This window comes from Streptomyces sp. NBC_00335, assembly GCF_036127095.1.
Classification (GTDB): domain Bacteria; phylum Actinomycetota; class Actinomycetes; order Streptomycetales; family Streptomycetaceae; genus Streptomyces.
In genome coordinates, this window is sequence record NZ_CP108006.1 from 7653891 (window position 1) to 7668869 (window position 14979).

At 71.7% G+C, this 14979-nt stretch carries 12 protein-coding genes; 6 read left to right on the forward strand and 6 right to left on the reverse strand.

Going from position 1 to position 14979, the window contains the following annotated elements; genetic code table 11:
• Window positions 1-77: 77 nt before the first annotated feature.
• Window positions 78-2468 (forward strand): excinuclease ABC subunit UvrA, encoded by a 2391-nt coding sequence (locus OHA37_RS34705; protein ID WP_266911322.1) that lies wholly within the window; start codon window positions 78-80, stop codon window positions 2466-2468.
• 5 nt (window positions 2469-2473) lie between these two features.
• Here OHA37_RS34705 and OHA37_RS34710 read toward each other — a convergent pair whose 3' ends face one another.
• The 3 genes from OHA37_RS34710 to OHA37_RS34720 form a co-directional block, all read right to left on the reverse strand.
• Entirely contained in the window at window positions 2474-4447 is a 1974-nt protein-coding gene (locus OHA37_RS34710) for an ABC transporter permease (protein WP_266911324.1), read from the reverse strand.
• A 165-nt stretch (window positions 4448-4612) separates the two neighbouring features.
• Entirely contained in the window at window positions 4613-5431 is an 819-nt protein-coding gene (gene modA / locus OHA37_RS34715; RefSeq protein ID WP_266911326.1) for a molybdate ABC transporter substrate-binding protein, read from the reverse strand.
• Window positions 5432-5588: 157 nt separating this feature from the next.
• The gene (locus OHA37_RS34720) at window positions 5589-5984 is read right to left on the reverse strand and encodes a TOBE domain-containing protein (RefSeq protein ID WP_266911328.1); all 396 of its coding nucleotides are present in this window, start codon (window positions 5982-5984) and stop codon (window positions 5589-5591) included.
• A gap of 148 nt (window positions 5985-6132) precedes the next feature.
• On the opposite strand from OHA37_RS34720, the gene OHA37_RS34725 reads away from it, so the two are divergent.
• Both OHA37_RS34725 and OHA37_RS34730 read left to right on the forward strand, forming a co-directional pair.
• Window positions 6133-6534 carry an RNA-binding S4 domain-containing protein gene (locus OHA37_RS34725; RefSeq protein ID WP_266911330.1) on the forward strand — a complete coding sequence of 134 codons (402 nt, stop codon included), beginning with the start codon at window positions 6133-6135 and terminating at the stop codon, window positions 6532-6534.
• Window positions 6535-6904: 370 nt separating this feature from the next.
• Window positions 6905-9976: a carbohydrate binding domain-containing protein gene (locus tag OHA37_RS34730; protein ID WP_266913348.1), complete on the forward strand. Its 3072-nt coding sequence runs from the start codon at window positions 6905-6907 to the stop codon at window positions 9974-9976.
• 28 nt (window positions 9977-10004) lie between these two features.
• Here OHA37_RS34730 and OHA37_RS34735 read toward each other — a convergent pair whose 3' ends face one another.
• A complete protein-coding gene (locus OHA37_RS34735; RefSeq protein ID WP_266911332.1) occupies window positions 10005-10676 on the reverse strand; it encodes a response regulator in 672 nt (223 codons plus the stop codon).
• A gap of 196 nt (window positions 10677-10872) precedes the next feature.
• On the opposite strand from OHA37_RS34735, the gene OHA37_RS34740 reads away from it, so the two are divergent.
• Window positions 10873-11499 carry an alpha-ketoglutarate-dependent dioxygenase AlkB gene (locus OHA37_RS34740; protein WP_266911334.1) on the forward strand — a complete coding sequence of 209 codons (627 nt, stop codon included), beginning with the start codon at window positions 10873-10875 and terminating at the stop codon, window positions 11497-11499.
• Between the two features lie 28 nt (window positions 11500-11527).
• Here OHA37_RS34740 and OHA37_RS34745 read toward each other — a convergent pair whose 3' ends face one another.
• Complete coding sequence (locus OHA37_RS34745; protein ID WP_266911336.1) at window positions 11528-11824, reverse strand: YkvA family protein; 297 nt, start codon at window positions 11822-11824, stop codon at window positions 11528-11530.
• Complete coding sequence (locus OHA37_RS34750; protein WP_266911338.1) at window positions 11824-12288, reverse strand: MarR family winged helix-turn-helix transcriptional regulator; 465 nt, start codon at window positions 12286-12288, stop codon at window positions 11824-11826. Before OHA37_RS34750 ends, OHA37_RS34745 begins: the two co-directional genes overlap by 1 nt.
• Before the next feature lie 145 nt (window positions 12289-12433).
• Here OHA37_RS34750 and OHA37_RS34755 point away from each other — a divergent pair, with 145 nt between their 5' ends.
• Together OHA37_RS34755 and OHA37_RS34760 are read left to right on the forward strand one after the other, a co-directional pair.
• The gene (locus tag OHA37_RS34755) at window positions 12434-13009 is read left to right on the forward strand and encodes a DoxX family protein (RefSeq protein ID WP_443046346.1); all 576 of its coding nucleotides are present in this window, start codon (window positions 12434-12436) and stop codon (window positions 13007-13009) included.
• Window positions 13010-13150: 141 nt separating this feature from the next.
• On the forward strand, window positions 13151-14965 hold the full coding sequence (locus OHA37_RS34760) for a glycoside hydrolase family 15 protein (protein WP_266911342.1): 1815 nt from the start codon (window positions 13151-13153) through the stop codon (window positions 14963-14965).
• The last annotated feature ends 14 nt before the right edge of the window (window positions 14966-14979 follow it).

Here is a 14979-nt window from a genome sequence, read left to right on the forward strand (position 1 = left end):
ACAGGGAAGCGTTGCCGCGACCGCGAAGGCGGCGCCACCCCGACAGGGCGGCGTCAGCCCAACAGTATGGAGACACGATGAGCAAGGTCACGAGGACGGGCGCGCAGTCACCCGAGCCGCACGCCGCCGACGTCCACGACCTGATCCGCGTACACGGTGCGCGGGTGAACAACCTCAAGGACGTCAGCGTCGAGATCCCCAAGCGGCGGCTCACGGTCTTCACCGGCGTGTCCGGCTCGGGCAAGAGCTCCCTGGTGTTCGACACGATCGCCGCCGAGTCGCAGCGGCTGATCAACGAGACCTACAGCACCTTCGTCCAGGGCTTCATGCCGACCCAGGCGCGGCCCGAGGTGGACGTCCTCGACGGGCTGACCACCGTGATCACCGTCGACCAGCAGCGGATGGGCGCCGACCCGCGCTCGACGGTGGGCACCGCCACCGACGCGAACGCGATGCTGCGCATCCTCTTCAGCCGGCTCGGAAAGCCGCACATCGGCTCGGCCAAGGCCTTCTCCTTCAACGTGGCTTCGATCAGCGGGGCCGGCGCCGTCACCATCGAGCGTGCCGGGCAGACCGTGAAGGAGAAGCGCAGCTTCAGCATCACCGGCGGCATGTGCCCGCGCTGCGAGGGCCGGGGCTCGGTCAACGACATCGACCTGACCGCGTTGTACGACGACACCAAGTCGCTCAGCGAGGGCGCCCTCACCATCCCCGGCTACACGATGGAGGGCTGGTACGGCCGCATCTACGCCGGCTCCGGCTTCTTCGACATGGACAAGCCGATCCGCAAGTACACCAAGCGTGAGCTGCACGACCTGCTCTACAAGGAGCCGACCAAGGTCAAGTTCGACGGGATCAACCTGACCTTCGAGGGGATCATCCCCAAGCTCCAGAAGTCGATGCTGTCCAAGGACGTCGAGGGGCTGCAGCCGCACGTCAGGGCGTTCGTGAAGCGCGCGGTGACCTTCAGCGTCTGTCCCGACTGCGAGGGCACCCGGCTCAACGAGGGCGCCCGGTCCTCGAAGATCAAGAAGATCAGCATCGCCGACGCCTGCGCGATGCAGATCAGCGACCTGGCGAAATGGGTCCGCGACCTCGACGAGCCTTCGGTGGCCCCGCTCCTGGCCACGCTGCGCCAGACCCTCGACTCGTTCGTGGAGATCGGGCTCGGCTACCTCTCGCTGGACCGGCCCTCGGGCACGCTGTCGGGCGGCGAGGCCCAGCGCGTCAAGATGATCCGCCACCTCGGCTCCTCGCTCACCGACGTCACCTACGTCTTCGACGAGCCCACCGTCGGCCTGCACCCCCACGACATCCAGCAGATGAACCGCCTGCTGCTGCGGCTGCGCGACAAGGGCAACACGGTGCTGGTCGTGGAGCACAAGCCGGAGACGATCGCGATCGCCGACCACGTCGTCGACCTCGGCCCCGGCGCCGGCCAGGGGGGCGGCACCATCTGCTTCGAAGGGAGCGTCGAGGGGCTGCGGGCGGGCGACACCATCACGGGCCGGCACTTCGGCGACCGGGCGAGCCTCAAGGACACGGTGCGCGAGCCCAGCGGACAGCTGGAGATCCGCGGCGCGAAGAAGCACAACCTGCGGGGCGTCGACGTCGACGTACCGCTCGGGGTGCTCGTCGTGGTCACCGGAGTCGCCGGCTCCGGCAAGAGCTCGCTCGTCCACGGCTCGATCCCGGCGAGCGAGGGCGTGGTCTCGGTCGACCAGGGCGCGATCCGCGGCTCCCGGCGCAGCAACCCGGCCACCTACACCGGCCTGCTCGACCCGATCCGCAAGGCCTTCGCCAAGGCCAACGGGGTGAAGCCGGCCCTGTTCAGCGCCAACTCCGAGGGCGCCTGCCCCGCCTGCAACGGCGCCGGGGTCATCTACATGGACCTGGCGATGATGGCCGGCGTCTCCACCACCTGCGAGGAGTGCGAGGGCAAGCGCTTCCACGCCTCGGTCCTGGAACACCACCTGGGCGGCCGCGACATCAGCGAGGTCCTCGCGATGCCGGTCACCGAGGCCGCCGAGTTCTTCGGCGAAGGCGAGGCGCGCACCCCGGCCGCGCACAAGATCCTGGAGCGGATGGCGGAGGTGGGCCTGGGCTACCTCAGCCTCGGCCAGCCGCTGACCACCCTCTCCGGGGGCGAGCGGCAGCGGCTCAAGCTGGCCACGCACATGGCGGACAAGGGCGGTGTCTACGTACTGGACGAGCCGACCGCCGGCCTGCACCTCGCCGACGTGGAGCAGCTCCTCGGCCTGCTCGACCGCCTCGTCGACTCCGGAAAGTCGGTGATCGTGGTCGAACACCACCAGGCGGTCATGGCGCACGCCGACTGGATCATCGACCTCGGCCCCGGCGCCGGTCACGACGGCGGCCGGATCGTCTTCGAGGGCACCCCCGCCGACCTCGTCGCGGCCCGCTCCACCCTCACGGGCGAGCACCTGGCGACCTACGTGGGCGCGTAAGGCCCTTAGAGCCGTACGAGGGTGACCTCGGTCGCCTTCACGCTGGTCCACACCGCGGCGCCGTCGACGATTCCCAGTTCGGCGGCCGCCTCGGGGGTGATCTCCGCGACCAGGTCGGGCGCCTGGTCCGAGCCGACCAGGACGCGCAGCCGGCTGCCGACCGAGGTGATCTCCCGCACGGTGCCGGGCCATACGTTGCGAGGGCTGCCGCCCGGGCGGTCCCGGTGCACGGACACCGCCTCGGGGGCGATGATCGCGAGCGCCTGTGCCCCCTCGGGCAGCGCCTCGGCCACCACCAGGCGGCCCCCGCCGGCGAGTACCAGCCCGTCGGCCGAGGCCGTGCCGGGCCAGGCGTTGCGCCCCAGCATCCGGGCCACCCACGGGGAGCGCGGGTGCCGGGTCACCTCGGAGGGCGGGGCGTCCTGCAGGGTCCGCCCGTCGGAGAGCACGAGGACCCGGTCGGCCAGGGACACCGCCTCGACGGGGTCGTGCGTGACGATGAGGCAGACCCCGCCGAAGCCGGCCAGGTGGGTCCGCAGGGTGTGCCGGACATGGGCGCGGGTGGTCTGGTCGAGGGCGGCGAGGGGTTCGTCGAGGAGCAGCAGCCGGGGCCGGGCGGCCAGCGCGCGGGCCAGCGCCACCCGCTGGGCCTGCCCGCCGGAGAGCTGGGCGGGCTTGCGGTGGGCGAGGTGCCCGACGCCGAGCCGGTCCAGCCAGTCCTGTGCCTCCGCCCGGGCCGCGGCCCGGGGCACCCGGCGTGCGCGCAGCCCGTACGAGGTGTTGGCGAGCGCGCTCAGGTGCGGGAACAGCGCCCCGTCCTGGGGGACCCAGGCGACCTGGCGCCGGTGCGGGGGCAGGCCGGTCACGTCGGCGTCGCCGAGGCGGAGCTCGGCGTGGGCGCGGGGGGTCAGGCCGAGCAGGGCGCGCAGCAGGGTGGTCTTGCCGGCGCCGTTCTCGCCGACGACGGCGATGGTGGTGCCGGGTTCGGCATCGAGGGTGAGCTCGTTGAAACCGGTGACGGTGGCGTGCAGCGGCCAGTGCCCGCCGTCTGCGGAGGCCCCGGCCGATTGCCGCGCCGGCTCCGCGGGCGGTACGGGCCCCGCGGGCGGTACGGGCCCCACGGGATCGGGGCCGGCTGCCTCCTCCGCGACCACCGGCGCACCGGAGTCCTTGCCGGCGACGGGGGTTCCCGTCCACCTCCCGCGCAGGGCGATGAGTACGGCCATGGCGATCGCGAGCAGCAGCAGGGACACCGAGGTGGCGGCCTCGGGCTGGTCCTGGAGGAGCAGGTAGACCTGGAGCGGCAGGGTCTGGGTGGTGCCCGGGAGGTTGCCCGCGAAGGTGATCGTGGCGCCGAACTCGCCGAGCGCCCGCGCCCAGGTCAGCGCGGCTCCGGCGACCAGTCCCGGGGCCACCATCGGCAGCGTCACGGTGAAGAACACGCGCAGCGGCGTGGAACCGAGGGAGGCGGCGGTCTCCTCGTAGCTCGGCTTGAGCCCGGCGAGCGCGCCCTCCAGGCTGATCACGAGGAAGGGCATCGCGACGAAGGTGGCCGCGACGACCGCACCGGAGGTGTGGAAGGGCAGCGTGATGCCGAAGGTGCCCTCCAGCCAGGGGCCGAGCAGCCCGCGCCGGCCGAAACCGAGCAGCAGGGCCACACCGCCGACCGTGGGCGGCAGCACCATGGGGAGCAGGACCAGGGAGCGCACCAGCGCCTTGCCCTTGAACTCGACGCGGGCCAGCAGCCAGGCGAGCGGCACCCCGAGGAGAAGGGAGAAGCCGAGCGACCACAGGGACACGACCAGCGAGAGCCGCAGCGCCTCGACCACACCGGGGCTGGTGAGGTGCGAGCCGAGATCGCGCCACTGGGTGCGGGTGAGGATGCCGACGAGCGGCATCAGCAGGAACGCCACGGCGAGCAGCGCGGGGAGCGCCAGAGCCACGGGGGGCCGGGCGCGGCGGGTACGGAGTCTGCTCATGTGGGTTCCTGGCCGGGGACGTCGGGACGCCGCCGGGGAATTCGGGACTCCCGGCGGCGTGTGAAGCGTAATGCGGGGGCGGCAAACGGAGGGGGACCGCCCGTCCCCCCGGACCGGGCGGTCCCCCTTCGTGGTCCCCCTTCGTGCGCCGGACCCGGCAGGCGGTTACGGCTTCTGGAAGCCCGCGTCCTGGAGGATCTTCTGGGCCTCGGGGGTGCTCAGCCAGGCCACGAACGCGGCCGCGGCCTCGGCGTTCTTGGAATCCTTGAGCGAGGCGGCCGGGTACGAGGCCACGGCGTTCTCGGCGTCCGGGATCTCCACGACGGCGACCTTGTCACCGGACTTGAGGGTGTCGGTCTTGTAGACCAGACCGGCGTCGGCCTCGCCCAGCTCGACCTTGCTCAGCACGGCGCGGACGTTGGGCTCCTGGGACACCGGCTTCACCTCGATCTTCTGCGCGTCGAGGATCTGCTTGCTGTAGCGGCCCACCGGGACCTCGGGCGCGGCCAGCACGACCTTGAGCTTGGTGTCGGCGAGGTCCTTGAGGCCGGCGACCTTGAACGGGTTGCCCTTGCCGGTGGCGATGACCAGACGGTTCTTGGCGATGACCGTCGGGTCGTTGGTCTGGGCCAGCAGGCCCGTCATGGTCTTGGTGTCGGCGGTGACCAGCGCGTCGGCGGGGGCGCCCTGCTTGACCTGGGCGGCGAGCTCCTGCGAACCGGCGAAGGAGAAGGTGACCTTGGTGCCCGGGTGCGCCTTCTCGTACGCCGCGCCGGCGGTCTTGAAGACGTCGGTGAGGGAGGCGGCGGCGAGCACCGTCAGGTTCGCGGCCTTGGGCGCGGCGGACCCGGAGGCGCTCGGGGAGGCTGCGGCCGCGTCCTTCTTGTCGTCGCCGCTGCCGCAGGCGGCGAGCGCCGGCACGAGCAGGGCGGCGGAGAGGGCGAGCGCGGCCGTACGGCGGTTCAGGGGCAGGATCGGGGACATGAGCTGGTGCTCCTCGGTCGGGTCGGCGGGCGGCCTGGTGCCGGATCCGCGCGGTGGTGACCCGCGCCGGGGACGGGCGGAGCGGGTGGGGAAGCGTTGTATGGAGCGGGGGTTGAACGGGGTGGTGCCGAGCGGTACCGAGCGGTGGCCGGTGGGGTCAGGCGCGGTCGATGTGCACGCTGGTGGACTTCACACGGGCGGTGGCCCGCATGCCCACCTCCAGCCCGAGCTCGTCGACTGCCTCCCGGGTGAGCAGGGAGACCAGGCGGTGGGGACCGGCCTGGATCTCGACCTGGGCGGCAACGTCGCCGAGCTTGACGGCGGTCACGATCCCGGGGAAGGCGTTGCGCGCCGACGTATGGGTCTCGCCGTCCTCGGCGTGGGCCCCTTGCGCCACCTCGACGGAGAAGGCGGCCAGGGCACGGCCGTCGATCAGCCGGCGACCGCTGTCGTCGCGATGGGTGGTGACGCGGCCGGCGTCGGCCCAGCGGCGTGCGGTGTCAGGGCTGACGCCCAGAAGACGGGCCGCCTGACCGATGGTGTAGGACTGCATGTGCGACAAGGTAGGGGCACGTGTGCCGCATTTGCAATTCCATTGGGATGATATCCATGGCAGGTACTGCCACCTTGTCGTAACCGCCAAAACCCCTTCCGTTTCTACGGACTCGGCCCGGCCCGTCTCGCCTCGCTAAAGTCGGGGCATGGCTGAAGAGGGAACCGTGGGTGCGGGATCGGGTGCGGGGTCGGCGCGGGTCGACGTGTGGATCTGGTCGGTCCGGCTGACGAAGACGCGGGCGATCGCCGCCACGGCGTGCCGGGCGGGACACGTGCGGGTCAACGGGGAGCGCGCGAAGCCGGCGCAGGCAGTGCGGGCCGGGGACGAGGTGCGCCTCTTCCATGCGGGGCGGGAGCGCATCGTGGTGGTCCGGCGCCCGGTGTCCAAGCGGGTCGGCGCCCCGGTCGCCGCGGAATGCCTGACGGACAACAGCCCGCCCCCGCCGACCCCGGTCGAGGCCGCGGTGGTCGGCATCCGCGACCGCGGCGCGGGCCGCCCGACGAAGCGCGAACGCCGAGAGATCGAAACCCTGCGGGGCGGCCGGTAGCCGCCGTTTCTCGCCGGTAAAGGCGGAGTGGCAGGGGAGGCGGCACCGGAGGGGGTCGCCTGGCTCTGCGACCGATGCGACCCTTGCGACCCGTGCGGCCCCTGCGGCTGCCGTGCTTCCGCCACCGCTGTCACCGTCCGGTGGGCGTGCGCATCATCAGTGTCGACTTATCGACCTCTTCCGGGTCCTGCTTCCGCCCGCCCGCCCTCACGTGGTGAAAATTTCTGCAAGCCATTGCGGCAGTTCTCGCCATAAAGGGCCCCTTAGGGCTGCCCGGACGCGCACCGTGGCGAGATTTCTGCTTCACGAGGGGTTCACGCGCTGGTGACACGTGGATAACCTCCCCGCAAAACCTTGCGGCAAGTTTTCAATGCCGCGGAGCCGCGGGGCTGTTGGGCCCTGCTTCGAGGAGCAGACCTTGAGATCACGTACACGATCACGTCTTAGAGGGCGGTCCACGGCCCTGGCCCTGGCCGTCGCCGGGTGCCTGGCCGCCGCGTTGCCGGCCGCCGGAGCCTCTCTCGCCGAGGCGGCCACCGCCTCCCCTGCCGCCGCGACGGCTGCCGGCGACGGCACGGCGACGGTCTTCTACTACACCAAGACCCGCAACTGGGCCGCATACAACCTGCATTGGGCCCCCGACGGCGGCAGCTGGACGACCGTACCCGGCACCGGGATGGAAGCCGCCTGTACCGACTGGGTGAAGAAGACCGTCAGCCTCGGCGCGGCCGCCGGCCTCCAGGCGACCTTCAACAACGGCCAGGGGACCTGGGACAACAACGGGGGCAAGAACTACGCCCTGGGCACCGGGGTCATCACCGTCAAGGACGGGGTCGTGGCCCACAGCGACCCGTGCGCCGCGGACCCGGGCACCGGCACGGGGACCGGTGCGAGCGCCACCGTCTACTACTCGACGGCGACGGTCGGCTGGCCGACCGTCAACCTGCACTGGGCCCCGACCGGCGGCTCCTGGACCACCGCCCCCGGCACCGGCATGGACCCGGCCTGCACGGGCTGGGTGAAGAAGACGGTCCCGCTCGGCACGGCCGCCGGACTCGCCGCCACCTTCAACAACGGCAACGGCACCTGGGACAACAACAACGGCAGGAACTACGCCCTCGGCACCGGCCTGTCCACGGTGAAGAACACCACCGTCACCGCGAACGCCGCCGATCCGTGCGCCGCCGTCGTCCCCGACACGACCGCGCCCACCGTGCCCGCGAACCTGCGGGCCTCCGCCACCGACGTGTCCACCGTCGTGACCTGGGACGCCGCCACCGACGACCGGGGAGTGACCGGCTACCAGGTCACCCGCTCGGGCGGCACCAAGGGCACCGTCGTCACGTCCGTCACCTCCACGGTCCTCACCGAATCCGGCCTGGAGGAGCGCACCGCCTACACCTACACGGTCAAGGCGGTGGACGCCGCCGGGAACCTCTCCGCCTCCTCCGCCGCGGCCGTCGCCACCACGGGCACCCGGCCCCCGGCCCCGGCCGGATCCGCGCCGCTGGGCGGCGACCCGCGCAAGGACCCGATCTACTTCGTGCTCACCGCCCGCTTCAACGACGGCGACAGCGCGAACAACCGGGGCGGCAGCCAGGACGTGAAGTCCGGGAACGCCGCCAACAACGACCCGATGTTCCGCGGGGACTTCAAGGGGCTGGTCGAGAAGCTGGACTACGTCAAGGCCCTCGGTTTCTCCGCGATCTGGATCACCCCGGTCGTGCTGAACCGCTCCGACTACGACTACCACGGCTATCACGGCTACGACTTCTACAAGGTCGACCCCCGCCTGGAATCGGCGGGCGCCTCCTACCAGGACCTGATCAACGCCGCCCACGCCAAGGGCGTCAAGATCTACCAGGACGTGGTCTACAACCACAGCGCCCGCTGGGGGGCCAAGGGCCTGTTCACCCCCACCGTCTTCGGCGTGCGCGACGCGCAGTGGTCCTGGTACTACGACGAGAAGCAGGCCGGCTTTGAGTACGACGGCCTCACCGTCGACCCCAAGAGCGGAAAGTCCTACTACAACGGCGACTTGTGGTCGACGGCAGAGCCGGCCGGGAACACCTGCGTCAACTGGGGTGCGGCCACGCAGTACAAGAGCGCCGAGGGCTACACCATCTACAACTGCCAGTGGCCCAACCCCACCTCGGGCATGTTCCCCAAGGCCCTGTTCCACCAGTGCTGGATCGGCAACTGGGAGGGTGAGGACGCCCGTTCCTGCTGGATCCACGAAGACCTCGCGGACTTCAACACCGAGAACACGGCCGTCCAGAACTACCTCATAGGCGCCTACAACAAGTACATCGACATGGGCGTCGACGGCTTCCGGGTCGATACGGCCGTGCACATCCCCCGCGTCACCTGGAACCGGCGCTTCCTGCCGGCCATCCAGCAGCGCGTGGCCCAGCAGTTCGGCGCGCAGAAGGCCCAGGACTTCTACGTGTTCGGCGAGGTCGGCTCCTTCGTCAACGACAAGTGGAACCGCGGCTCGGCCAACCAGTCCGCCCAGTACTACACCTGGAAGGAGTCCGCGACGTACAGCGCGGACGACGCCACCGCCGCCGTCCAGCAGTACACGACCGACAACGACCCGGCCAAGCAGCCGACCAGCACCAACGCCTTCCTGAACGGCAACCTCTACCACGCACCCGATCACAGCAAGTTCTCCGGCATGAACGTCATCGACATGCGCATGCACATGAACTTCGGCGACGCCAACAACGCCTTCCAGAACGGCAAGGACTCCGACGACAGCTACAACGACGCCACCTACAACGTCGTCTACGTCGACAGCCACGACTTCGGCCCCGGCAAATCCTCCACCCGTTACGCGGGAGGCACCGAGGCCTGGGCCGAGAACATGGCCCTGATGTGGACCTTCCGCGGCATCCCGACCCTGTACTACGGCTCCGAGACCGAGTTCCAGGCCGGCAAGCAGATCGACTGCGGCCCGACCTGCCCGCTCGCCGGCACCGGCCGCGCCTACTACGGGGACAAGATCGCGGGATCGGTCACCGCCTCCGGCTTCTCGAAGGTGGCCACCGCCACCGGGCCGGTCGCCGCCACCCTCGAATCCCCGCTGGTCAAACACCTCCAGCGGCTGAACGAGATCCGCCGCGCCGTGCCCGCGCTCCAGATGGGCCAGTACTCCACCGAGGGGGTCTCGGGGGGCATGGCCTTCAAGCGCCGCTACACCGACACCGCCACCGGAGTGGACAGCTTCGCGCTGGTGGCCGTCACGGGCGCCGCCACGTACACGGGCGTACCCAACGGCACGTACAAGGACGCGGTCACCGGCGACGTGAAGGCCGTCACCGGCGGCACCCTGTCCGTCCCCGCCCCCGGAAAGGGCAACCTGCGGGTCTACGTGCTCGACCTGGGCGGCAGCAACGCCGCCCCCGGCAAGGTGGGCGCCACCGGCCCCTACCTCAAGTAGCGGAACGGGCCGCCCGCCAGGAGGCCCGTCAGCGCAGGAGACCGGCCAGGAACTCGCGCTGGTCGTTGGCGAGGAGAGCGAGCTGCGTGCGGTTGGCGAGGCCGCACTTGTGCAGGGCACGGGAGAGATGGGTCTTGACCGTGCCCTCCGCAAGGCCGAGCCGCTCGGCGATCTCCCGGTTGCCGAGTCCGTCGGCGAGCGCGACCACACAGCGCAGTTCGCCCTGGGAGAGGTCGCGAAGGCGGGCCTTGACCTCCGGCGTCGGCGCCGGATGGTGGTGGGTGGCGAACCGGCTCATGACGGTGGAGATCACGTCGGGGCTGAGCACGGCGCGGTGTCCGGCCGCGCTGTGCACGGCTTCGCGCATCTCCGCGGCCGAGGCGGTCTTCAGCAGGTAGCCGTCGGCGCCGGCCCGCCAGACCCGGGCCACCTGCTCCTCGTCCGCGATCGTCGTCAGGTTGAGGATGCCGAGGCCCGGGTGCCCCTCGCGGAGCAGCCGGGCGGTCTCGGCGCCGTCCGGGCCGTCGGGCATGGCCAGGTCCAGTACGACGACGTCGGGGGAGTGTTCCGCGACGGCCTCCAGGGCCTCGGAGCCCGTGCTCGCCTCGCCCACGACCTCGATCTCGTCCGGGACGGCGAGGATGGTTCTCAGTCCCGCGCGGATGACATCCTCGTCATCGGTGATCACGATACGGATCACTGCTCTGCTCCTTCGGGTGGGTAGGGGGCGTGGGCGCGCAGCAGGTAGCCGCCGCCCCGGACCGCCTCGTCGGCATCGACCTCGACCTCGGCGTCGGCGGGGCCTGTGCCCCACCCTCTCGGGCCATTTCGTAAGCGGAAGTGAGCGAGCCCGTCGAACTCGCGCACATGTTCGATTCACGCGTTATCCTTGACCCATGCACGCACTCCAGGGCTCGCTCTTCGACCAGGGCGACGAGATCCGGCTCGGCCCGCTGGTGGGTGCCCGGCGCACCGAGCTGGGCGCCGGGGCATGGGTGGATCACCTGCCGGGCTGGCTGGCGGGCGCCGACGCGCTGTTCGAGCGGCTCGCGGCCGACGTTCCGTGGCACGCCGAGCGGCGGCAGATGTACGAGCGGGAGGTGGCGGTCCCGCGCCTGCTGGCCCACTACGGCGAGGCCGACCCGCTGCCGCATCCCGCCCTCGCCGAGGCCCGGGACGTACTGAGCCGCCACTACGCGCCCGAGCTGGGCGAATCCTTCGTCACGGCGGGCCTGTGCCTCTACCGTGACGGCCGCGACAGCGTCGCCTGGCACGGCGACCGCACCGGCCGCTCCGCCACCGAGGACACGATGGTCGCGATCCTCTCGGTGGGTGACCCCCGCGACCTGGTCCTGCGCCCCCGCGACGGCGGCCCCACCCTGCTCCGCCTGCCCCTGGGCCACGGTGACCTGGTGGTGATGGGCGGCTCCTGCCAGCGCACGATGGAACACGCCATCCCCAAGACGGCCCGCCCGGTGGGCCCCCGGATCAGCGTCCAGTTCCGCCCGCGCGGGGTCCGCTGAGCCGGCGGGTGCGCAGGCCGGGGATGCCCTACGCCGCGTCGAGTTCCTTGGGCGGACGGGCCGTGGAGGCCGCCGCGTGGAGCGAGCGCAGGGCCAGCAGCAGGATGCCGATGTCGTCCAGGTAGACCGGGTCCGGGATCAGGTCCACGGGGGAGATCGTGTACGCCACGGCGGCCCAGAACAGGGCCTTGTCGCGCAGGGGGATGCCCGCGTCGCGCAGGAGCCGGCGGGCCGCGAAGACCCGTACGAGCAGTACGGCTGCGGTGACCGCCAGGCCGGCCGCCACCACCGCCGCCACGATGAGCCAGACGGTCGTCGCGTCCATCAGGCGCCCTGTGTCCGGAGCCGGCGGCTGACCTCGCCGAGCCCGTCGGCGAGGGTGTCGAGCTGTTCGGGGGTGAGGACGTCCACCAGTACCTCCCGGACCGTGCTCACGTGCCCCGGCGCGGCCTCCGTCAGGCGGGCGCGGCCCGCCTCGGTGAGGACGGCGTAAATCCCCCGGACGTCGGAGGGGCAGGTGCGGCGGCGCACGAGGCCCGCCTTCTCCATCTGGGTGACCTGGTAGGTCAGGCCGCTCTTGGAGTTGACGAGCCCGTTGGCCAGTTCCGTCATCCGCAGTTCGCCCTCCGGCGCCCTGGCGAGCCGTACGAGGATCTCGTACTGCGGGTGGGAGAGCCCGGAGTCGTCCTTGAGCTGCTGGTCGAGGCGGCGGTTGACCAGGGCGGAAGCGGCCAGGAATCCCTCCCAGGCCCGCATTTCGCGGTCGTCCAGCCATTTCGTCTCAGCCATGGATCCAGGCTACACGGGGCGTTCCAATTTGAATCAGCGGCGGATGCGGGGCTAGGGTCGAGACAGTGGTTCGAATTTGAACAACCCGACACGGGCAACCCGCCCTCGGGCCGCCCGACCGGAAGGACCCCCGATGAGCAGCCCCATGACCAGCCCCTCCGCGACCACGCCCAAGCCGCGGACCGGCGAGCCGGCCGCGATCCCCGCCACCCCTGCCGGCGCCCCGGCCCCGTCCACCCCCGCCCACGACGTCGGCCTGCTCCTCCTGCGCGTGGTCCTCGGCCTGACCATGGCCGCCCACGGCGCCCAGAAGCTCTTCGGCTGGTTCGGCGGCGGCGGCATCAGCGGCACCGGCCAGTTCTTCACCGCCAGCGGCTACCCGGCGGGCGACGCCATGGCCGTCCTCGCCGGACTCACCGAGACCCTCGGCGGACTCGGCCTCGTCCTCGGGCTGCTCACCCCGCTGGCGGGCGCCGCACTGGTCGGCACCATGATCAACGCCATCGCCGTGCACGGCGCCGGCTCCTTCTTCGCCCCGCAGGGCATCGAGTACGAGCTCCTGCTCACCGCCGGCGCCGCCGCCCTCGCGCTCACCGGCCCCGGCCGGTACGCCGCCGACCGCTTCCTGCCCGTCCTGCGCGGCCACCGCCTCGCCCACGGAGCCCTCGCGGTCGGCCTCGGCGTCGTGACCGCGGGCGCGCTGCTCCTCGTACGGAACTGAGCCGGGCGGCCGGGCCGTCCCGCTGAGCCGTCCCGCTGAGCCGCCCGGCCGGGCCGCCCGGCCGGGCCGCCCCGGGGGCGGCTCCGCGCGGGGACCCGTACGGGCTGATTGAGTGCTGGCATTGGGGGGAAAGTGCCCTAAATGACACAACCCATCGAAGACTACGCACTCATCGGCGACCTGATGACCAGTGGGCTGGTCGGCCGCGACGGGTCCATCGACTGGCTGTGCCTGCCGCGCTTCGACTCGGCCGCCTGTTTCGCCGCCCTCCTCGGCGACGAGGAGAACGGCCACTGGCGCATCGCCCCGGCCGCCGCCCCCGATTCCGCGCGCTGCGCCCGCCGCGCCTACGTGGACGGCACGCTCATCCTGGAATCCTTCTGGGAGACCGAGGACGGCGCCTCGTTCAAGGTCATCGACTTCATGCCGCAGCGCGACACCGCACCCGACCTGATGCGGATCGTCGAAGGCCTCACCGGCGAATCGACCGTGAGCAGCACCCTGCGCCTGCGCTTCGACTACGGGCACGTCGTGCCCTGGGTCCGGCGCGGCGGCAACCGCGAGGGCGACCGGGTCGCCGTCGCCGGACCCGACGCCGCGTGGCTGCGCAGCGAACCTTCCGTGCACACGTGGGGCGAGGGCATGAGCACCCGCTCCGAGTTCACCGTCGCCCCCGGCGAGCGCGTCGCCTTCGTGCTCACCTGGCACCCCTCGCACGAACCGCGCCCCGAGCCCCTGGACCCGTACGCCGCCCTGGAACAGAGCCTCGCCGACTGGCGGGAGTGGACCGGCCGGTGCACCTACGAGGGCCCCTACCGGGAAGCGGTCGTCCGCTCCCTGATCACCCTCAAGGCCCTCACCTACGCCCCGACCGGCGGAATCGCCGCGGCCGCGACCACCTCCCTGCCGGAGGAGCTCGGCGGCGTCCGCAACTGGGACTACCGCTACTGCTGGCTGCGCGACTCCACCCTCACCCTCGGCTCGCTGGTGGCCACCGGGTACCTCGACGAGGCCCGCGCCTGGCGGGAGTGGCTGCTGCGGGCCGTCGCGGGCGACCCGGCCGACCTGCAGATCATGTACGGGATCGGCGGTGAGCGCCGCATCCCGGAGAGCGAGCTGCCCTGGCTGAAGGGGTACGCGGGCTCCGCGCCGGTCCGGGTCGGCAACGCGGCCGTCGACCAGCTGCAGCTCGACGTGTACGGAGAGGTCCTCGACTCCCTCTACGTGGCCCGCTCCGCCGGCCTCCCCGCCGAGTGGCACTCCTGGAAGATCCAGCTCGCGCTCCTGGACTTCCTGGAACAGAACTGGCACCGCCCCGACGAGGGTCTGTGGGAAGTGCGCGGCCCGCGCCGCCACTTCACGCACTCCAAGGTGATGGCGTGGGTGGCCGCCGACCGGGCCGTGCGCACCCTGGAGCTCAACCCCAAGATCCCCGGCGACGTGCACCGCTGGCGCGCCATGAGGGAGGCGGTGCACCGCGACGTCTGCGAGAACGCCTACGACGCGGAGCGGCGCACCTTCACCCAGTACTACGGCTCCCGCGAACTGGACGCCGCCACCCTCCTCATCCCGCGCGTCGGCTTCCTGCCCCCGGACGACCCCCGCGTCATCGGCACGGTCGACGCGGTGCGCGAGGAACTGGGCCGCAGCGGCCTGGTCCGCCGCTACAGCACCGAGGGGCTCTCGGTGGACGGCCTGCCCGGCGACGAAGGAGCGTTCCTCGCCTGTTCGTTCTGGCTGACCGACGCCCTGTACCTGACCGGCCGGGAGGAGGAGGCGCGCGAACTCTTCGAGCGGCTGCTGGCCGTACGCAACGACGTGGGACTACTCGCCGAGGAGTACGACCCCGTCTCGGGGCGCCAACTCGGCAACTTCCCGCAGGCGTTCAGCCACGTCGGCCTGGTGAACACCGCCCTCACCCTGAGCGGCGCGAGCCCGGCGGTCGTGGCGGGGTGAGGGGGTCCGGCTGA